Raw genomic sequence first — 19405 nt, 5'->3', positions numbered from 1 at the left:
GAGGGGTGCTCTCGGGTCCTGCCCGTCAGGAGGATTTCCATGCTGCGTGTCGGACTTCTGGGCGCCGGTCGGATCGGGAAGATCCACGGCGGCAACGTGGCGGCGCATGCCGGCGCGACCCTCGTCGCCGTCGCGGATGCCGTTCCCGCCGCCGCCGAGTCGCTTGCGGCCGCCACGGGGGCGAAGGTCGCCTCGATCGACGCCATCATCGCCGACAAGGCGATCGACGCGGTCGTGATCTGCACGCCGACGGACATGCACGCCGACCAGATCGAGGCGGCGGCCAAGGCCGGCAAGGCGGTGTTCTGCGAGAAGCCGGTGGACCTGTCGTCCGACCGCATCCGCGCCTGCCTCGCCGTCGTGAAGGCCGCCGGCACGCCGCTGATGATCGGGTTCAACCGGCGCTTCGATCCCAACTTCGCGACGCTTCAGAAGCGCCTGGCGGCGGGCGATGCCGGCAACATCGAGATCGTCACCGTGATCTCGCGCGATCCCGGCCCGCCCCCGGTCGACTACGTGAAGCGCTCGGGCGGCCTGTTCCGCGACATGATGATCCACGACCTGGACATGGCCCGCTTCCTTCTCGGCGAGGAGCCGGTCGAGGTCCACGCGGTCGGCTCGTCGCTGGTCGATCCGGCCATCGGACAGGCCGGCGACGTCGACACCGCGGCGGTGATGCTGAAGACGGCCAGCGGCAAGATCGCCCAGATCTCGAACTCGCGCCGCGCCACCTACGGCTACGACCAGCGCATCGAGGTGCACGGCTCCAAGGGCATGCTGCGCGCCGGCAACGTTCACGAGACCACGGTCGAACTGGCCACGGCCGGCGGCTTCACGGCCGCTCCGGTGCAGAACTTCTTCCTGGAACGCTACGCGGCCGCCTACCGGGCCGAGCTCGACGCCTTCGTGACGGCGGTCAACAAGGGCACCGCCCCCAACCCGTCGGGCGAGGACGGCCTGAAGGCCCAGATGCTGGCCGACGCGGCCACGCAGTCGGCCCAGACGGGCCAGACGGTGAAGGTCGGCTGAGGGAGCAACGGCGCTCCCCCTCCGTCGTCATGCCCGGGCTTGGCCCGGGCACCCACGACTTGACTTCGACAGCCTGAAGTCGTGGATGGCCGGGCCAAGCCCGGCCAAGACGCGGAGAGAGTTGTGTCTCGAAAGGCTCAGGCGCCCACCGAGTCCGACACGCACTTCTTGGTGAAGCTCGCCTTGGCGGCGCCGGCGAGCTTCTTGTCCGCCGCTTGCTTGTCGCAGGACGCCTTGGCGTCGGTCTCGCACTTCTTCATGAAGCTGGTCTGGGCAGCGCCCGCGAGCTTCTTCTCGGTCGCGCTGGCCTTGCAGCTGGCAGCGGGAGCCTGCGCCATGGACGGCGCGGCGGCGACGCAGCACAGCAGTGCGGCGGCAATCAAAGTCCTCATGTCCCGTCTCCTTCCCTCGCTCGGGGCGAATCGCCCCTCCTCCCCATTGTGCGACACGGCTTGGTCGCGTGCGCAGGGGAGCACGGTTAAAATATCTCAACCGTAGGGAGAGGCACCACGAATTGTCCGCCCCAGGCGCGGATGGGCGCCATCTGGCGGGCGATCTCGTCCCGCAGGTTCCACGGCAGGATCAGGACATAGTCCGGCCGGGTCTCGAGGATGCGGGACGGAGCATGCACCGGGATGCGCGTCCCGGGCAGCAGGCGGCCCTGCTTGTGGGGGCTGAGGTCCACCGTGTAGGGCAGCATCTCGGGCCCGACCCCGCAGTAGTTCAGCAGCGTGTTGCCCTTGGCGGGCGCTCCGTAGCCGACGACGGACTTTCCCTCGCGCCGCGCCCGGACGAAGAAGTCGAGCAGGCCATACTTCACGCCGACGACCTTCGCGCCGAAGGCATCGTAGGTCTCCAGCCGATCCAGGCCAGCGTCCCGTTCGCGGCGCCGGATGGCCTCGACGCGCGCCGACGGGGCGGCGGCGGCGGCCGCGTGACGGGCGAAGACGCGCAGCGACCCGCCGTGGGTCGGCCACTCCTCGACGTCGACCACCGTGAGCCCGTGGCGGGCCAGCAGCGCCTGCACGACCGCCAGCGACAGGTAGGAGAAGTGCTCGTGGTAGATCGTGTCGAACTGCACCTGCTCGATGAGATTGAGCAGGTGCGGAAACTCGAAGGTCACGGTGCCGGTAGGCTTCAGCAGGACCGCGAACCCGGCCACGAAGTCGTTGATGTCCGGCACGTGGGCCAGCACGTTGTTGGCCGCCATCAGGTCGGCCGCGTGCCCCTCGGCCCGCAGGCGCTCGGCCGTTTCCCGGCCGAAGAACACCGCCTGCGTGGGCACCCCGGCGGCGCGGGCCACTTCGGCCACGTTGGCGGCCGGCTCCACGCCGAGGACCGGGATCCCCGCCTCGACGAACCAGCGCAGGAGGTAGCCGTCGTTGGAGGCGATCTCGACCACCTTGGACTGCGGACCGAGCCCGAGCAGCTCGGTCATGGCCGCGCAGTAGCGCTTCGCGTGGGCGAGCCAGCTTTCCGAGTAGGACGAGAAATAGGTGTAGTCGCCGAAGAGCGCCTCAGGGCTCTCGAAGTCGACGAGCTGCACCAGGTGGCAGGCCTCGCACACGAACGCGTGCAGCGGGAAGGTCGGCTCCATCCGGTCCGCCGCCTCGGCGCGGATCATGGAATTGGCCACCGGCGACGAGCCCAGGTCGACGACGCTGCGCGTCAGCGGCGCGCGGCAGGAGCGGCACAGAGCAGCCATGGTCACCACACCTTCCAGGGCGCGCGCCCGTCCGCCCAGAGCTGGTCGAGATAGGTGCGGTCGCGCAGCGTATCCATGGGATGCCAGAAGCCGGGGTGGCGGAAGGCGGTGAGCTGGCCGTCGGCGGCCAGGCCCTCGAGCGGCTCGCGCTCGAAGATCGTGTCGTCGTCGCGGATGCGGCCGACCACCGAGCGGTCGAGGACGAAGAAGCCGCCGTTGATCCAGCCCGCCTCGCCGTCCGGCTTCTCCTTGAAGGCACGGACGCGGTCGCCCTGCATGTCCAGGGCGCCGAAACGGCCGGGCGGCTGCACCGCCGTGACCGTCGCCTGAAGACCATGGCCAGTATGATGATCGAGCAACCGTGAAACGTCGACGTTGGCGACACCGTCTCCATAGGTCAGGCAGAACGGTCCATCGTCGAGATGATTTGCGATACGCTTCACCCGTCCGCCGGTCATCGTATCGGCACCCGTATCCACCAGGGTGACGCGCCACGGCTCGGTCGAGTTCGAGTGGAATTTAACGTTCTTTGCCGAAAGATCGAACGTCACGTCCGAATTATGAAGGATATAATTGGCAAAGTATTCCTTGATCATATAGCCCTTGTAGCCGAGGCAGACGATGAACTCGGTCAGGCCATGGGCAGCGTAGATTTTCATGATGTGCCACAGGATGGGTCTTCCGCCGATCTCCACCATCGGCTTGGGCCTTACTGTGGTCTCCTCGGACAATCTTGTGCCGAGGCCCCCGGCGAGGATCACGACCTTGGGCTTGGCCATGGGAACTACTCCTTCTTGCCTCACAGGGGTGGCCCCGTTCGAGGATCGCAGCGGCTGTCAAGATAGTTCCGGGTCTATGAAGGCGAAGTTTCAACAATGATCTTTCTTCTTCAGGCTCTGGCCGAATCCGCGGTTCGCACGCACAGTGTGTGTCGCTTGGAACTTTGCCGCTGTTGTTGCGTTGATGGCGTGGCGTAGAGGTGCGCGTATGTCGGATAACCATGAGTCCGTACACACCGACCTCAACGGCGATGACCTCGCCGCTGAGGTAAAGTCCGATGTTGCCGTCGTCCCGAAGGACGAGGGCAAGGCGATGGTCGCTTTCCATCTCGAGGACGGCTCGGGATCCCTGTCCTGCCTGCTGACGCAGGAGCAGGCGGCGGCCCTGTCCAACGCCCTCATCATCGCGGCCGACCAGGCCCGCTTCCTCGATGCCAGCCGTCCGCGACGCCGCGGGCTCGGTGCGATGGCCAAGTTCTCGTCCGCTCGCGGCTGAGAGTCGCTCAGCCGCCGTAGGGCGTTTGCCCCGTTCGAAGCCACCTCTCCATCGTCATGGTCGAGCCAGGCCTTCCGTCGTGAGCACGCGTGGCTCTCGACGCTCGAGCCCGTTTCCCGCCCCTGCAGGGAGGGAGCGCCCTTCGCCCCGAATCGAAACAGATGTGAGACAGCGGGTCCGCGCCCGAGGTCCGGTCCGGGCGCGTGGTCTCAGCGGGTGACGGCCTTGTAGATGGCGTCGGCCACGATATCGGGCATGCAGGCCTGGTGGACGGGCTGACCGCCGGCATCCGACACCGGGACGGGGCTCTTGCGGCGCTCGTTGTCGAGGTGCTGGGTGGCGGCGTAGCGCCTCAGCAGGTTGATGCGCGACCGGTCCGAGACTTCCCCGATCTTGCCGACGATGCGCCAGTACAGGGGTTCGTGACCCACATTGGGCACGAAGGGCGGATCGATGAGGATCAGGTCGATCGAACGGTCCCGCAGCCATTCCGCAGCGTTCTCGATGATCCGGCCGAAGACTTCCGGGTCGGCCCCCGCCAGCGCGTCGAGGGTGCCGACCTGCCACAGCACCAGGTGGGGACTGACGCGGGCCACCTCGTCCCGCATGGCCTCGAAGCCGCGCGCCGCGGGCACCGCGCCCCTTCCCTCGTCCACCAGGTCGATCGGAACCCCGGGAAGCCGTCGCTCGAGCGCCTGGATCAGGCGGCCGCGCTTGCGCTCGGACAGGGACGGGCCACCGATCTTGGGACCGATTACCAGGATGCGCAGCGGCTCGTTGCCGCGGTCGACCAGCTTTTCCGTGCGGGGCAGGTTGCTGGAAAGCTTCAGATAGACTTCGGGGACGCGACAGCCCTGTGCACGGGCCGGCAGGGCGGCCGTGCAGCTTGCCAGCAGGACCGCGGCCGCCAGGCGGCTCAGGCCTGCGCGATATCGGCCGATGCCGAGGGCGCGCGAGAGGCGCGCGACGACGCGGTCGATGAACTTCCCCGATACCATTCAAGCACCCAGGCCAGCGCAAGCTGGACGACTATGCCTCCCGGAATGATGAGCAAGTCAAGAGCGGGATGTCCCAGTTCGCTGATGCGAACCGGCGTTGCGGCCATCGAGAGCACCGTTCCCACGCAGAACACGGGCAGCGAATGCCGGCCCAGCAGGATCAGCGGACGGCCGGCTCCGGTGCGGCGCAGCAGGCGCTCGACGGGCAGCCGCGACATGATGCAGGCCAGCGCGAGCACGTGCAGCAGGCGCGGCAGGCTGAGGTTCGTCTTGTCGAAGTCCCACAGGAAGCGGGGCACCGGCGACAGATCGACGATCCAGCCCATGCGCCACCACACGAGCGCCAGCAGCACATAGGCGACGCTCGCCGCCAGGAGCAGATTGCCGACGGGGATCCGGCGCCCGGCGCCGAGCACCGACCCGATGCACAGGCCGGTCATGAACAGGAGCTGCCAGGCGAAGGGATTGAAGTACCACGCCTCGGTCGTCGGATAGGCCGGCAGGGTGAACTCGAGGAGCTGCGCCCCCGTGTAGACCAGGCCCGAGACGGCCAGCGCCAGCCAGGGCGACACGCGCAACAGGCTCATCATCGCCGGCGCCATGAGCAGCAGCACCACGTAGAGCGGCAGGATGTTGAGGTAGGCCGGCTGCAGGCCCAGCGTGGCCACCCCGAGCGTGGCCGAGAGCGGGTTGCCCATGATCTGGTCGAACTGCGTGGCCTCGAGCAGGCGCGTGTCCTCGGTCACGAGCACGGCGTAGGCGACGATTGCCCCGCAGATCGCGATTAGGGTCAGGTGGGCCATGTAGAGGGTCCAGACCCTCAGCCCGATCCGCATGACGGTGCGCGCCGGCCGGGACGAAAAGCCCCGGAAATAGGCGAAGGCGGCCGCGATCCCGGCCAGCAGCACGAAGAGCTCCGCGGCATCCGAGAAGCCGAAGTTCTTGTGCGTGTAGGCCTCGAAGAGATTGCCCGGAATGTGGTTGATGAAGATCGTGACGATGGCGAAGCCGCGCCAGAAATCGATGCTCAGCACGCGCGCGCCGTCCCCACCGGGGGCGGCCTGCTGCTTCTGGTCATCGGGCCGGACTGCCAGCACGCCGGAGCTCCATTAAAACGACCGCCTCCGGGGGAGCTCTTCCTGCTCGCCGCCGCGGAACCGGTGCTGTCGATCGGGGTCGTGCCGGGTCTTCTCATCCCGGACACGCCCGGATGTTGCACTGCACAGGGTTAACAAATCCTCCAAACGGGGTCTCAGTTCAATGCCCCAACCCGCTTTTTCGATCACCGTTGCGCGATCATTCATGCTACGTTCAGACGCAGTGGTCGACGCTACGGGGTCGGTCGGGGGATTGCAGAATGCAGGGTACCACCTCCTCACGGGGTCTTGCCCCGGGGATTCGGTCGTGTCTGGCGGTTGTCGCCGGCTTTCTCGCCCTGTTCGTGCTCCAAAGCCCAGCCCAAGCCGTCGAGAAGACCTTCGCCTGCGACTCGCTGCGCGTCCTCAAGCAGGGTCGGCAGCTTCCCGCGGTCGCCGAAGCCCTGCTGCGCCGCCGCTCCCTCACCGTCCTGGCCATCGGATCGTCCTCGACGGAGGGCGTCGGTGCGAGCGGCCCGGATGCCGCCTATCCCCGCCGCCTCGAGGCGACGCTCGCGGCGCGCTGGCCGAGGGCGGAGATCACCGTCGTCAATGCCGGCATCGGCGGCGAAACGGCACCGAGGACCCTGCAGCGGCTCGAGGCCGCCCTCCAGGAACGCCGGTACGACCTCGTGGTGTGGCAACTCGGGACCAATGACGCCCTGCGCGGCGAAACGGCCGACGCGTTCAGGGCGAATCTCGATCAAGGCATCCAGGCCATCCGTGCCAGCCGTTCCGACCTGGTGCTGGTCGACCCGCAGTACTTCCCGGGGATCAAGAACCCCGAGGCCTACGAAGCCCTGGTCACCACCATCGGCCGCGTGGCCGCCGAGGACAACATCCCGGTCTTCTCGCGCTACGCGATGATGAAGGGATGGGCGGAGCGAAGCCCGGACGACCTCCTTGCCGGTCTCTCGCCCGACCAGTTCCACATGAACGACACGGGTTACGATTGCCTCGGCAAGGGCCTCGCCCTGCACATTTCCTCGATGGCGCGGCAGGGTCCCGCCATGGCGGCGACCCGCTAGCAGGTCCGAAACGTCCACTCTCGAGGGCTGCCGCACAGGGGCGAATTTCGCCTCTGTTCAAACGCGTGCGCTGGACGCCGGGCCGCGACGCCGCCGAAACCCCAATCCTTTCAGCACTTTACATCTCTTCTAATCTGCATGTTTGTTGTTGACGCAATAGATCAACAATGATGTAGAGGACCGGTCGCACCGGTTGCGGCCCTTCATCGTTCTCATCCAGGAGCACGTCCGTCCTTCCCCGGGACGGGCAACGGGAATCCATGTCCTCGATCAAGTCCCCCCTCTCCTTCCGCACCGCTTCGGCGGCCGTCTGCCTCGGTGCGATCTTCGCCGGCCAGGAGGCCGCAGCCCAGCAGGCCGCTCCCGAGCCGGACTCCCTCCCCTCCCTCACGGTCGAGGCGCCGGCCGTGCAACGAAAGAAGAAGCCGGGCAAGCCGCGGCCGGCGGCCCGCAGCACCACGCCGGCGGCGCAGTCCCCCACCCAGGCCAACGCATGGCAGCCCGGCCCGGGCGGGGTCGGCGGCACGGGTGGCGCGACGGCCGGCGCCGACCCCTACGCGGATCCCGCCGCTCCCTACAAGGTGGACCGCTCGGCCTCGACCAAGCTGACCCAGCCGCTCCTGGACACGCCCCGCACGATCACCGCGATCCCGAAGGAGGTGATCGAGGACAAGGGCGCCACGTCGCTGCGCGAACTCGTGCGCACCACCCCCGGCGTGACCCTGGGCACCGGCGAAGGCGGCAACGCCTTCGGCGACCGCGTGTTCATTCGCGGCTTCGACGCCCGCAACGACATGTACGTGAACGGCGTGCGGGAATCCGGCGTGACCACGCGCGAGACCTTCATGACCGAGCAGGTCGAGATCGTGAAGGGACCCGCCGGAACGCTGTACGGGCGCGGCACGGCCGGCGGCGCGGTCAACATCGTGACCAAGCAGGCCGCGCCCGACCGCTCCTTCCGCGAGGTCACCACGACCTTCGGCACCGATGCGACGAAGCGGCTCACGGCCGACGTGAACCAGGTGATCAACCCCGACCTGTCGGTGCGCTTCAACGGCCTGCTGCAGGCCGGTGACGTGGCCGGACGCGACCAGGTCTACGACAACCGGTGGGGCGGTTCCTTCGCCGCGCTGTGGCGGCCACGGCAGGACGTGAAGCTGTCGCTCGACTACTACCACGTCTCCATGGACCAGATGCCCGACTGGGGCATCCCGTTCGATCCCCGCACGCGACGGCCGTTCACGGAGTCCGGACTGCGGCGGAGCAATTTCTACGGGGTCACCGCGCGCGATTTCCAGAAGAACTCCCAGGACCTCGTCACGCAGACGAGCCAGTGGGAGATCTCGCCCTTCCTCACCGTCACCAACAAGCTTCGCTACGGCTACACGGTCACCGACTACGTCGCCTCCAAGCCGGGCACGCCCAACCTCAGCAACCCCAATCCGGCGCTGTGGACGGTGGCCGCAACCCCGGCCAGCCGCTACCAGGTGAACCGCACGGTGGCCAACCAGACGGACGCCACCTGGCGCTTCGACACGGGCCCCCTGAGCCACACCGCCGTCTTCGGGGTGGAGGCGCAGCGGGAGGACGTCTCGCAGGACGGCTATTCCGGCCTGACGGTCGAATGCAATCCCACCTGCACGACGGGCATCACGACCAATCTGTGGGCGCCGACCACCGCCTCCATCGCGACCGTCGGGGCGCCGGTCCGCAACAACCAGCCGGCCAAGACGAAGGTCGACACGCTGAGCCTCTTCGCGCTCGACACGATCAGCTGGCAGGACAGGCTGATCCTCAACGTCGGCACGCGGATCGACAACTACTCCATCACGCGCACGCCGTTCGGCGCCGCCTCGGTGTCGCGTGACGACCTCATGCCGAACTGGAGCGCGGGGCTCACCTACAAGCCCGTGCCGCAAGCGAGCCTCTACGTCGCCTACGCGACGTCGAGCAACCCGGTCGGGTCCGAGCTCGACGGCAACGGCGACGCCTATGGCGGCCTCGTCGCCGCCAACGCGGTGTTCAGCCCCGAGCGCAACACGGCCATGGAGGCCGGCGCCAAGTGGGAGGTGCTCGACCGGCATCTCACCCTGAACGTGGCAGCCTTCCGCACCACCAAGGACAATGCCCGCGAAACCGTGGGCACGGTCCTGCAGGACACCGCCGCCTACGAGATCCGCGGCGTCGAGGTCGGCTTCGCCGGCAACATCACCGACCGGTGGAGCGTCTTCGGCGGTGCCGTCGTGATGCAGTCGGAGGTCACGGCGAGCGCTCTCGCCTCCTCGCTCGGTCGCCCGCTCGCCAACATCGCCCACCGCTCCGCCAACCTCCTCACCAAGTACAAGGTCACCGACGATTTCACCGTCGGCGCCCAGGTCACCTGGACGGGCGAGATCCTGGGCGGCTCGCTGGCCGCGGTCTCCTACGGGGCAGGCACCGTCAACGTCGGCGGCGTCAGCGTGGCGACGCCCACGGGCTACAACAAGCTGCCCGGCGGAACCCGTTTCGACGTGATGGCGGAATACGCGTTCAACAAGAGCTTCACCGCGAAGGTGCAGGTGCTGAACGTGTTCAACGAGACGCTCTACGACGCGTTCTACAGGTCGGGCACCCCCTACGTGTACATCGCGCCGGGCCGCGTCGGCCTCCTCTCCCTCCAGGCCAAGTTCTGACGGCCGCGCGCGGGCGGAGCCCTCGTCTCCGCCCGCCGCCCACACGGGACCAGCACATGCTCATCTGCATCCCCGACGTCCTCGACGCCGCCGCAGTCGCCCGGTGCCGCACGGTCATGGCGCGCGCGCCATGGCAGGACGGGCGCGCGACGGCGGGCGCCCAGTCGAGCGCCGTCAAGAACAACCTCCAGATCCCGGCCGAGGCGCCGGAATCAGCCGAGCTCGGCGAGCTCATCCTGGGCGCGCTCGGCCGCAATGCGCTGTTCATCTCGGCGGCGCTGCCCAAGACGATCCTGCCGCCGATGTTCAACCGCTACGGGCCGGGCCAGACCTTCGGCGTCCACGTGGACAATGCCCTGCGCGTTGTCCCTCGCACCGGCGAGCGGCTGCGCACCGACCTGTCCATGACGCTCTTCCTCACCGATCCCGACGACTACGACGGAGGCGAACTCGTGATCGAAACGGCCTACGGCGCCCAGGAGGTGAAGCTGCCAGCCGGCCACATGGTGCTCTACCCCTCGACCAGCCTGCACCAGGTCCGGCCGGTCACCCGGGGAGAACGGGTCTCGTCGTTCTTCTGGCTGCAGAGCCTCGTGCGGGACGAGGGCGCGCGCACCATGCTCTTCGACCTCGACCAGACGATCCAGGAGCTGCAGGCCGAGCATGGCCCCCTGTTCCCGGCCGCCGTGCGCCTGGCCGGCCTGTACCACAACCTGATCCGCCGCTGGGCGGAGGTGTGAGAACCGCCATGCCCCATTCTCCATGCCGGCTTCGCGCCGTTGCGCTCGGCCTCCTGGCCTTTGCGTCCGCACCCCTCTCCCCGGCGTTGGCGGCCACCGCCGCGCCGGGTGGGACCGACCTGTCGCCCTGGTCGATGTTCATGGGCGCCGACATCGTGGTGAAGGCGATCATGGTCGGGCTCGCCGCCGCCTCCGTGCTGACCTGGACGATCGTGCTCGCCAAGTCGGTCGAGATCGGCCGGGCACGGCGACGGCTGGCGGCCGATCTGGCCAACCTGTCGGCGCAGCGTTCGCTGGCCGGTGCAGCGCAGGCGCGCCGACCGGGCAGCGCGGTGGGAAGCCTCGTCGACGGGGCGGTCGAGGAACTGCGGCTCTCGCCCCCAGGTGCGGACCGCGGCGCGACGCAGGAGCGGGTGGCCTCGCGCCTGCGGCGCGGCGAAGCGGCGCTGGCGCGCCGGCTGGGGCGCGGCATCGCTCCGCTCGCCACCATCGGCTCGATCGGGCCGTTCGTCGGCCTGCTCGGCACCGTGTGGGGCATCATGAACAGCTTCGTCGGCATCGCGAAGACGCAGACGACCAGCCTGGCGGTGGTGGCGCCCGGCATCGCGGAGGCTCTGCTGGCCACGGCGATCGGCCTCGTGGCGGCGATCCCCGCCGTCGTCGCCTACAACCATTTCGGCCGCTCGATCGCCGCCTACCGGGCCCTGCTGGGCGATGCGGCGGCCACCGTCGAACGGATCGTCTCGCGGGATCTCGAGCGCTCCGTGCGCACGGGGCCGGTGGCGCTGGCGGCGGAGTGACGCCATGGCGATGACCCTGCGCGACCGCGGCGACGACGACGGCTTCGACGAGGTCGGCGAGATCAACGTCACGCCCTTCATCGACGTGATCCTCGTGCTCCTCATCATCTTCATGGTGGCGGCACCGCTCTCGACGGTCGACACCGCGATCGACCTGCCGGTCTCCAATGCCAGGCCGGAACCCCGGCCCAGCAAGCCCGTCGTGGTGACGCTGAAGGCCGACCGCACCGTCCTCGTCGGCGAAGACGCGGTCGATGCCTCCCGCTTCACCGCTGCGATCGACATGCAGACCCGGGCCGACCTCGACCAGCGCATCTTCCTGCGCGCCGACCGCAGCGTGAGCTACGAGGACGTGACGCGCATCCTCAATCTCCTGCGCGGCGCCGGGTACCTGAAGGTGGCGCTCGTCGGGCTCGAGGGGGGCAGCACGCCCGCCGGAGCGCGGACCCCATGACGACGCGGACCGACAGGCTGCGCTGGGCAGCCGCCGGCCTCGGCGCGGTGGGCCTCCACGCCGCGCTGCTTGTGCCGCTGCTGGCCCGGCCGGCCGCCACCGACGTCTCGATGGAGGACCTCGGCGCGATGATGTCGGTCGAGCTCGCGGACCTGCCGACGGCGCCGGACGAAGGCGACGTCGCGGCCCAGGATGCGGCGCCCGCCCCGGCCGCGACGCCGGTCAACGAGGTGGACGAGATGCTCTCCAACAAGGCGGAACGGGACCTGCCCGTCGCGGACGCCGCGCCCGTGACGCCCCCGCCGGACCTGCGCGTGGCGCAGCAGGAGACGCGCAAGACGCAGGAGGACGACCAGCGCAAGCTGACGACGGAGGCCCAGGAGGCCCAGCCCGAGGAGGCCTCCGTGCCGGCCGCGCCCTCCACCGCCGCGGCGCCGGCGCCGGCCGCCCCGTCGGACGTCATCGCGGCAGCGGCCGAAGGCAGCACGGACAAGGCGAGCCAGGCTGTCGACAGCTGGCAGCGCAGCGTCCTCGCCCATCTCGGCCGCCACAAGCGCTACCCCGCCGAGGCCCGCTCGCGCGGCGCCGAGGGCGAGGTCCGCCTCACCTTCACCGTGGACCGGGCGGGCCGGATCGCGACGGCCGCGATCCTGCGCCCCTCGGGGAACCCGGCCCTCGACCGGGAGGCCCTCGACATGCTGGCCCGCGCGCAGCCATTGCCGCCCCTGCCCGTGCTGGCCACGCCCGACCAGGGCCGCCTCGTCGTTCCCATCCGGTACAAGCTGAAATGATCCAGCCCAAGCTCGACCGGATCCCCGCCGGCATCGGCTCGCTCGCCGACTTCGAGGCCCTGGCGCACGATCGCTTGGACCCTGGCGCCTTCGCCTACCTCATGGGTGGCGCGGGCGACGGGATCACGCGGGACCGCAACCGTCAAAGCCTCGACGGGCTCGAGCTCGTGCCCCGCGTCCTGCGCTCCCTCGCCGGGGGGAGCACGGCCTGCACGCTGTTCGGCTCGCACCTGCCCCACCCGGTCCTGATGGCGCCGGTGGGCTTCCTCACTGTGCTGCACGAGGCCGGCGAGGCGGGCGCGGCGCAGGCGGCGGACGCCACCGACACGCCGATGGTGCTGTCGACCCTGTCCTCGACGCCGCTGGAGGAGGTCGCCGCCGCGGCCCCCGGGCCGAAGTGGTTCCAGCTCTACGTGCAAGCGGACCGAGGACTGACCCGCGCCCTGGTGCAACGAGCGGAAGCGGCCGGCTACCGGGCCATCGTGATCACGGCCGACGCGCCGATCTCCGGCGTTCGTGACGCCGAGCGGCGGGCCGGCTTCCGGCTCCCCCCGACCGTGACCGCGGCGAACCTTCCCGGCGGACGGGCCCTGGTGGCCGGCCAGGCCGATCGCGTGGAGGACCCGCTGGGCGACATCCTGCGTGAGGCACCCACCTGGGAGGACGTCCGCAGCGTCTGTGCGATGACACGGCTGCCCGTGCTGGTGAAGGGCATCCTGGCCCCAGGCGACGCGGAGACGGCGATCCAGTCGGGCGCGGCTGGGGTGGTCGTCTCGAATCACGGCGGGCGAACCCTCGACACCGCCATCCCGTCGATCCGTGCGCTGCCCCGGGTGGCCGAGGCCGTCGCGGGGCGGGTGCCCGTGCTGATGGACGGCGGGATCCTGCGTGGAACGGACGTGCTCAAGGCCCTCGCGCTCGGGGCCACGGCCGTCCTGGTGGGGCGGGCCTGGGCGACGGCCTTCGCCGCGGCCGGGCCGCTCGGCGCGGCCTGGGCGCTGAAGGTCCTCGTCGAGGAGTTCGCCGTGGCCATGGCGCTCACCGGCTGCAGGACGCTCGCCGACATTCGCCCGGACCTCCTGGAGACCCCTCGGCCATGAGCGCGTCCCGACCCCGCTTTGCTCAAGCCCGCCGGTCTCGCTATGAAGACGGGATGTGGCTCAACCAACGCACCGTCGACGCGATCCGCATCATGACCGCGTTGGCGGTGGCGCACCCGCGCCTGACCAAAGCCGCGCTCCTGTCGGAGCGGACCGGCATCACGCCACTCAACGTCCAGAAGACCGCCAACATCCTGGTGCAGGCGGGGCTCATCGACGCCGTGCGCGGCCCGCAGGGCGGCCTGCGCCTGCCCCGGGAGCCGGCGCTGCTCTCCGTGGGCGAGATCGCCCGCGCCTTCGAACCGGAGGACTGTCCGGTGAATTTCCTGTCGGTCACGCCGGCGGAAGCCAGGATCTCGAACCTGATGTTCCGCGCCCACCGTGAGTTCTTCCGACCGCTGGAGAGCACCACGCTGGCGGACCTGGCGGGCGCGGGCTGACGAGGCATTCAGCGTGCTTCGACAAGCTCAGCATGAGGCTTCGACACGCGGCCTCCGGCCGCTGCTCAGGATGAGGGATATTGTAGCATTTTGAAAATCTTACAAAGGTCCTCGTCCTGAGCAGGCCTCGCAGCGGCCGTGTCGAAGGACGCACAACCGAGGTGAGCCATGCCCGCGCTCCACTCCATTCTCGAGACCGCGCTCTATGTCGACGATCTCGACCGCGCGCGGGCCTTCTACGAAGACGTGATGGGCCTGAAGGCGATGTTCGCCGACCAGCGCCTGTGCGCCATGGACGTGGCCGGGCGCAGTGTGCTGCTGCTGTTCAGGCGGGGCGGCTCGACCCAGACGGCCGTGCTGCCGGGTGGCACGATTCCGCCGCACGACGGCAGCGGGCCCGTGCACATGGCGTTCGCGGCGGCGGAGGAGGACCTGCCCACCTGGGAGCGGCATCTCGCTGTCCACAACATTGCCGTGGAGGGTCGCGTGCGGTGGCCGGGCGGGTCGACCAGCCTGTATTTCCGCGATCCGGACGGGCACGCGCTGGAGATCGCCACCCCCGGTTTGTGGCCGACCTATTGACGAAAGCCCCCGTTCCCGGGCCTCTTTCGTGTCACAAGCGTCACGCGCGCGTCATGAAACTGTTGTGACCCGCGCCGTAACGCTGTCATGATCGCGCCCGGTCCGAACCGCTCCACCGTGGAGCGAGAGCGGACGGGCCGAGGGGGGACGGGTACAAGCGTGTCGCGCATCGACGTCGAGCATCTGGACAAGCGTTTCGACGACAAGCCCGTCGTCAAGGACATCTCGTTCTCCGTTCCGCATGGCGAACTCTGCGTGCTCCTGGGCCCGTCGGGCTGTGGCAAGTCGACGACGCTTCGCCTCATCGCCGGTCTCGAGGATCCCAGCGGCGGGCGCATCCTCATCGGCGGGCAGGACGTGACCTGGCTTCCGGCCAAGGACCGGAAGATCGCCATGGTGTTCCAGTCCTACGCGCTGTTTCCCCATCTCGACGTCTCCGACAACATTCTCTTCGGCCTGCAGGTGCGCGGCGTTCCCAAGGCGGAGCAGCAGCAGCGCCTGCAGAGCGTGGCCGGGATCACCGGTCTCAAGGACTATCTGGCGCGCAAGCCCGGGCAGCTCTCCGGCGGCCAGCGCCAGCGCGTGGCCCTTGCCCGTGCCATCGTCAGCGAGCAGCCGGTCTGCCTGATGGACGAGCCGCTCTCCAACCTCGACGCCAAGCTGCGCAACGAGATGCGGCTCGAGATCCGCGGGCTGCAGCAGCGGCTCAACATGACCATGGTCTACGTCACGCACGACCAGATCGAGGCCATGACCATGGCCGACCAGGTGATCCTGATGAACAACGGCGTGATCGAGCAGGCGGGTGCGCCGGCCGATCTCTACGAGCGCCCGGCGAGCCTCTTCGCCGCGCGCTTCATCGGCGCGCCGCCGATGAACCTGTTCCACGACCGGATCCCCGGCCAGGTGCTGGGCGTGCGGGCCGAGCACCTCGTCCCGGCGGGCCCGACGGGCAACGGCTCCGACATGGTCGTGGCCAGCGTCGAGTATCTCGGCGCCGACGCCATGCTCAGCGTGCGCGCCGTGCAGGGCGAGCAGAAGGATGCGGTGTTCGTGCGCGTGCCGGGCTCGCGCCGCGCCCAGGCGGGGGAGCGCCTGGCGCTCACCTGGGACCCCGCGCACGAGCACCATTTCGATGCCGCCACGGGCCGCCGCCTCGAAGGCAGCGGCGCGCGCGCGGAAGTACTGACGCAAAAGCACTGACCAAGACGTCCTGAGGGAGAAAGGCAAAAAGCCATGACGAACATCACACGCCGCACTGCCATGGGCGCCGCCGCGGGCCTCGCGCTCGCCGCCGGCCTCACCGCCTCGACCGCGGTCAGCGCGCAGCAGGCCATGGAACTGCGCTTCTACTATCCGATCGCGGTCTCCGGCCCGATCACCAAGATCATCGACGGCTATGCGGCCGACTTCGAGAAGCTCAACCCCGGCGTGAAGATCAAGCCGATCTACGCGGGCGACTACGTCCAGACGATCGGCAAGGCGCTGACCGCCATGAAGGGCGGCGACACGCCCGAGATGGCGATCCTGCTCGCCGCCGACATCATCACGCTGACCGACGAGAACGCCGTCGTCGCCATCGACGACCTCATCAAGTCCGACGCCGACAAGGCGTGGCTGGGCGGCTTCTACCCGGGCTTCATGGAGAACGCGAAGCTCGGCGGAAAGACCTACGCCATCCCCTTCCAGCGCTCCACGCCGGTCCTCTACTGGAACAAGGACATGTTCAAGGAGGCGGGCCTCGACCCCGAGAAGGGTCCCGCCAACTGGCAGGAGATGATGGACTTCGCCAAGAAGTTGACCAAGAAGGACGCTTCGGGCAACGTCACGCAGTGGGGCGTCCAGGTTCCCACCGACGGCAACACCTCCTGGCTCTTCACCGGCCTGACCACCGCGAACGGCGTTCGCCTGGTCGATCCGGAAGGCAAGAAGACCAATTTCGCCGACCCGAAGGTCGTCGAGTCGCTGCAGTACCTGATCGACCTCTCCAAGGCCGGCGTCCAGCCTCCGGGCCTGACCTCCTGGGGCACCACGCCCAAGGACTTCCTGGAGAAGAAGCTCGCCATGATGTGGACCACGACGGGCAACCTCACCAACATCAAGGGCAACGCCACCTTCCCCTTCGGCGTGGCCATGCTGCCTGCCAAGGCGAACTTCGGCGCGCCGACCGGCGGCGGCAACTTCTACATCTTCAAGAACATCCCGGCCGAGAAGCAGAAGATGGCGCTCGAGTTCGTGAAGTTCATGACGACGCCGGAGCGCGCCGCCGAATGGTCGATCGCCACCGGCTACGTCGCCACCTCGCAGGCCGCCTACGACACCAAGGTGATGAAGGACTACATCGCCTCCTTCCCGCAGGCCGCCGTGGCGCGTGACCAGCTCAAGTACGCCGTGTCCGAGATCACGGTGCACGAGGGCCAGCGCGTCATGAAGGTCTTCAACGACAGCCTGCAGGCCGCCATCACCGGCTCCAAGCCGGCCAAGACGGCCATGGAAGACGCCCAGCGCGATGCCGAGCGCATCCTGAAGGACTATCGCTGAGCACAAGTCTTGCGACCCCCGCCGCGGCGGGGGTCGTTCTTCTCGTGGGTATTTGAGCCGTGCAACCGATCAGCCCTCCCAAGGTCCTCATCCTGAGCAGGCCGCAAAGCGGCCGTGTCGAAGGACGCACACCTATGCCGCTGCACCGTGGTGCGTCCTTCGACACGCCTGCTCCGCAGGCTGCTCAGGATGAGGACCTTGGAGGAAGCTCCCGGCAACGAGCGGGAGTACGTTTGTGACCCACCAGCCCGCCGCCGACAGCACCGCCTTCGCCGCTTCCGCGGCCGGTCCCGCGCGGCAGAGCCCGTGGCAGCGCTGGTCGGGGTCGGTCGAGGCGTGGCTGCTGCTGCTGCCGTCCGTGGTCCTGCTGGCGACCTTCACGCACATCCCGATCGTCGCGACGCTGATCGACAGCTTCTACTCGACGCCCCGGCCGAACAGGCCGTCGCGCTTCGTGGGGCTGCGCAACTACGAGGACATGGTCGCCGACCCGCTGTTCTGGAAGGTGATGTGGAACAACGCGGTCTACGCGGTGGGGACGATCCCCCTGTCGATCGCGCTGGCGCTCGCCATGGCGCTCTTCGTCAACGACCGCATCCCCGGACGCGGCTTCCTGCGCATGGCCTATTTCACGCCGACCGTGCTGCCCATGATCGCGGTCGCCAACATCTGGCTGTTCTTCTACACGCCCGACTACGGCCTGCTCGACCAGGTGCTGCGGCTGTTCGGCGTCGGCGCGACCAACTGGCTCGGCATGCAGGAGACCGCGCTGGGCGCCATCATCACCGTCGCGGTGTGGAAGGAAGCCGGGTTCTTCATGATCTTCTATCTGGCGGCGCTGCAGCAAATCCCTCCGGACCTGCGCGAGGCCGCGGCGATCGAGGGCGCGTCGCGCTGGACCTTCTTCCGCCGGGTCACCTGGCCGCTGCTGGCGCCGGTGACGCTGTTCGTGCTCGTGAACGCGATCATCAACGCGTTCCGCACGGTGGACCACATCCTCGTCATGACCCATGGCGGGCCGGACAACGCCACCAACGTGCTGCTGCTGATGATCTACGAGACCGGCTTCAAGTTCTGGGACCAGGGCGCCGCCACCGCGCTGACCATCGTGCTGCTGGCCGTGCTGTCGGGCCTCGCCCTCTTCCAGTTCGTCGTCGCCTCGCGTCGGGTGCACTACCAATGAGCGCCGCCTATCGCCCTTCGACCGGCTACCGCACGGCCACCACCATCGCCGCCTGGGTGCTGGGGATCCTGTGGCTGTCACCGCTGCTCTACGCCATCTGGACCGCCTTCCACCCGGCGGCCTATTCGACGCGCTTCGTGCTCGGCGCGCCGCTGACGCTCGAGAACTTCGTGCGCGCCTGGCACGCCGCGCCGTTCTCGCGCTACTTCTTCAACACGACGATCATCGTGATCATGATCGTGGGCGCGCAGTGCGTGCTGTGCACGCTGGCGGCCTTCGCCTTCGCCCGCTCGAAGTTCCGCGGCCGCGACATCCTGTTCTCGCTCGTGCTGCTCCAGCTCATGATCTCGCCGGACATCCTGGCCGTCGTGAACTACCGCACGATCCGCGCGCTCGGCGCCGTCGACACGCTGTTCGGCGTCGCCCTGCCCTACCTGACCTCGGCCTTCGGCATCTTCCTCCTGCGCCAGACCTTCATGACGGTTCCGCGCGACCTCGAGGACGCCGCACGCATCGAGGGCTGCGGAACGCTGGGCGTGCTCTGGCGCGTCTACGTGCCCCTCGCCCGGCCGGTGTACCTGGCCTACGGGCTCGTGCAGGTGAGCTTCCACTGGAACAACTTCCTGTGGCCGCTGATCATCACCAACTCGGTCGAGACCCGCCCGCTGACCGTGGGGCTCTCGGTGTTCTCGTCCGTCGACCAGGGCATCGACTGGTCGGTCATCACGGCGGCCACGCTGATGACCTCCGGCCCGCTGCTGGTGGGCTTCCTCGTGTTCCAGCGCCAGTTCGTCCAGAGCTTCATGCGCGCCGGCATCCGGTAGACCTTTAGCTGTCCTTCTACTTCCCCTCGGTCGTCCTGCCCGGGCATCCACGACTTTGCCTGGGCCGCTCGATGTCGTGGGTGGCCGGGCCAAGCGCGGCCAAGACG

General features: G+C 68.8%; 20 protein-coding genes. 15 read left to right on the top strand and 5 right to left on the bottom strand.

Annotated elements, in window-relative coordinates:
- The first annotated feature begins 39 nt into the window (after positions 1-39).
- Positions 40-1029, top strand: a complete 990-nt coding sequence (gene iolG, locus Q0Q47_RS14175; protein ID WP_293860788.1) for an inositol 2-dehydrogenase — start codon at positions 40-42, stop codon at positions 1027-1029.
- A gap of 137 nt (positions 1030-1166) precedes the next feature.
- Here iolG and Q0Q47_RS14170 read toward each other — a convergent pair whose 3' ends face one another.
- The 3 genes from Q0Q47_RS14170 to rfbF all read right to left on the bottom strand — a co-directional run bounded on the left by Q0Q47_RS14170 (position 1167) and on the right by rfbF (position 3513).
- Positions 1167-1421: a PsiF family protein gene (locus Q0Q47_RS14170; protein ID WP_293860785.1), complete on the bottom strand. Its 255-nt coding sequence runs from the start codon at positions 1419-1421 to the stop codon at positions 1167-1169.
- 86 nt (positions 1422-1507) lie between these two features.
- Positions 1508-2734, bottom strand: a complete 1227-nt coding sequence (locus Q0Q47_RS14165; protein ID WP_293860836.1) for a class I SAM-dependent methyltransferase — start codon at positions 2732-2734, stop codon at positions 1508-1510.
- A 2-nt stretch (positions 2735-2736) separates the two neighbouring features.
- Positions 2737-3513 carry a glucose-1-phosphate cytidylyltransferase gene (rfbF, locus tag Q0Q47_RS14160; protein ID WP_293860782.1) on the bottom strand — a complete coding sequence of 259 codons (777 nt, stop codon included), beginning with the start codon at positions 3511-3513 and terminating at the stop codon, positions 2737-2739.
- A gap of 208 nt (positions 3514-3721) precedes the next feature.
- Here rfbF and Q0Q47_RS14155 point away from each other — a divergent pair, with 208 nt between their 5' ends.
- Positions 3722-4009 (top strand): hypothetical protein, encoded by a 288-nt coding sequence (locus tag Q0Q47_RS14155; protein WP_293860779.1) that lies wholly within the window; start codon positions 3722-3724, stop codon positions 4007-4009.
- A gap of 209 nt (positions 4010-4218) precedes the next feature.
- Here the strand turns inward: Q0Q47_RS14155 and Q0Q47_RS14150 are convergent, their stop codons facing one another.
- Together Q0Q47_RS14150 and Q0Q47_RS14145 are read right to left on the bottom strand one after the other, a co-directional pair.
- Positions 4219-5007 (bottom strand): hypothetical protein, encoded by a 789-nt coding sequence (locus Q0Q47_RS14150; protein WP_293860776.1) that lies wholly within the window; start codon positions 5005-5007, stop codon positions 4219-4221.
- A complete protein-coding gene (locus tag Q0Q47_RS14145) occupies positions 4926-6104 on the bottom strand; it encodes an OpgC family protein (protein ID WP_293860773.1) in 1179 nt (392 codons plus the stop codon). The genes Q0Q47_RS14150 and Q0Q47_RS14145 overlap by 82 nt, the downstream gene beginning before the upstream one ends.
- A 344-nt stretch (positions 6105-6448) precedes the next feature.
- Here Q0Q47_RS14145 and Q0Q47_RS14140 point away from each other — a divergent pair, with 344 nt between their 5' ends.
- The 13 genes from Q0Q47_RS14140 to Q0Q47_RS14080 all read left to right on the top strand — a co-directional run bounded on the left by Q0Q47_RS14140 (position 6449) and on the right by Q0Q47_RS14080 (position 19298).
- Entirely contained in the window at positions 6449-7171 is a 723-nt protein-coding gene (locus tag Q0Q47_RS14140) for an SGNH/GDSL hydrolase family protein (RefSeq protein ID WP_293860770.1), read from the top strand.
- A gap of 260 nt (positions 7172-7431) precedes the next feature.
- Positions 7432-9843, top strand: a complete 2412-nt coding sequence (locus Q0Q47_RS14135) for a TonB-dependent siderophore receptor (RefSeq protein WP_293860767.1) — start codon at positions 7432-7434, stop codon at positions 9841-9843.
- A 56-nt stretch (positions 9844-9899) separates the two neighbouring features.
- Positions 9900-10583, top strand: coding sequence for a Fe2+-dependent dioxygenase (locus tag Q0Q47_RS14130; RefSeq protein ID WP_293860764.1), 684 nt, complete (start codon positions 9900-9902; stop codon positions 10581-10583).
- Between the two features lie 8 nt (positions 10584-10591).
- A complete protein-coding gene (gene exbB / locus Q0Q47_RS14125; protein WP_293860761.1) occupies positions 10592-11383 on the top strand; it encodes a tonB-system energizer ExbB in 792 nt (263 codons plus the stop codon).
- Positions 11384-11387: 4 nt separating this feature from the next.
- The gene (gene exbD / locus Q0Q47_RS14120; RefSeq protein ID WP_293860758.1) at positions 11388-11837 is read left to right on the top strand and encodes a TonB system transport protein ExbD; all 450 of its coding nucleotides are present in this window, start codon (positions 11388-11390) and stop codon (positions 11835-11837) included.
- A complete protein-coding gene (locus Q0Q47_RS14115) occupies positions 11834-12628 on the top strand; it encodes an energy transducer TonB (protein WP_293860755.1) in 795 nt (264 codons plus the stop codon). The genes exbD and Q0Q47_RS14115 overlap by 4 nt, the downstream gene beginning before the upstream one ends.
- Positions 12625-13728: an alpha-hydroxy acid oxidase gene (locus tag Q0Q47_RS14110; protein ID WP_293860751.1), complete on the top strand. Its 1104-nt coding sequence runs from the start codon at positions 12625-12627 to the stop codon at positions 13726-13728. The genes Q0Q47_RS14115 and Q0Q47_RS14110 overlap by 4 nt, the downstream gene beginning before the upstream one ends.
- Positions 13729-13781: 53 nt before the next feature.
- Complete coding sequence (locus Q0Q47_RS14105) at positions 13782-14168, top strand: Rrf2 family transcriptional regulator (RefSeq protein ID WP_293860748.1); 387 nt, start codon at positions 13782-13784, stop codon at positions 14166-14168.
- Positions 14169-14336: 168 nt separating this feature from the next.
- Positions 14337-14750, top strand: coding sequence for a VOC family protein (locus Q0Q47_RS14100; RefSeq protein ID WP_293860745.1), 414 nt, complete (start codon positions 14337-14339; stop codon positions 14748-14750).
- A gap of 159 nt (positions 14751-14909) precedes the next feature.
- A complete protein-coding gene (locus Q0Q47_RS14095; RefSeq protein WP_293860742.1) occupies positions 14910-15953 on the top strand; it encodes an ABC transporter ATP-binding protein in 1044 nt (347 codons plus the stop codon).
- A gap of 33 nt (positions 15954-15986) precedes the next feature.
- Entirely contained in the window at positions 15987-17291 is a 1305-nt protein-coding gene (locus Q0Q47_RS14090) for an ABC transporter substrate-binding protein (RefSeq protein ID WP_293860739.1), read from the top strand.
- Between the two features lie 340 nt (positions 17292-17631).
- On the top strand, positions 17632-18474 hold the full coding sequence (locus Q0Q47_RS14085; protein ID WP_293860833.1) for a carbohydrate ABC transporter permease: 843 nt from the start codon (positions 17632-17634) through the stop codon (positions 18472-18474).
- The gene (locus tag Q0Q47_RS14080; RefSeq protein ID WP_293860736.1) at positions 18471-19298 is read left to right on the top strand and encodes a carbohydrate ABC transporter permease; all 828 of its coding nucleotides are present in this window, start codon (positions 18471-18473) and stop codon (positions 19296-19298) included. Before Q0Q47_RS14085 ends, Q0Q47_RS14080 begins: the two co-directional genes overlap by 4 nt.
- The last annotated feature ends 107 nt before the right edge of the window (positions 19299-19405 follow it).

Origin of the sequence: uncultured Alsobacter sp., from assembly GCF_945952055.1 — a bacterium.
In the GTDB taxonomy this organism is placed as follows: Bacteria; Pseudomonadota; Alphaproteobacteria; order Rhizobiales; family Beijerinckiaceae; genus Alsobacter.
The sequence above is the reverse complement of the archived record's forward strand: the minus strand, read 5'-3'. Positions and strand labels throughout refer to the sequence as shown.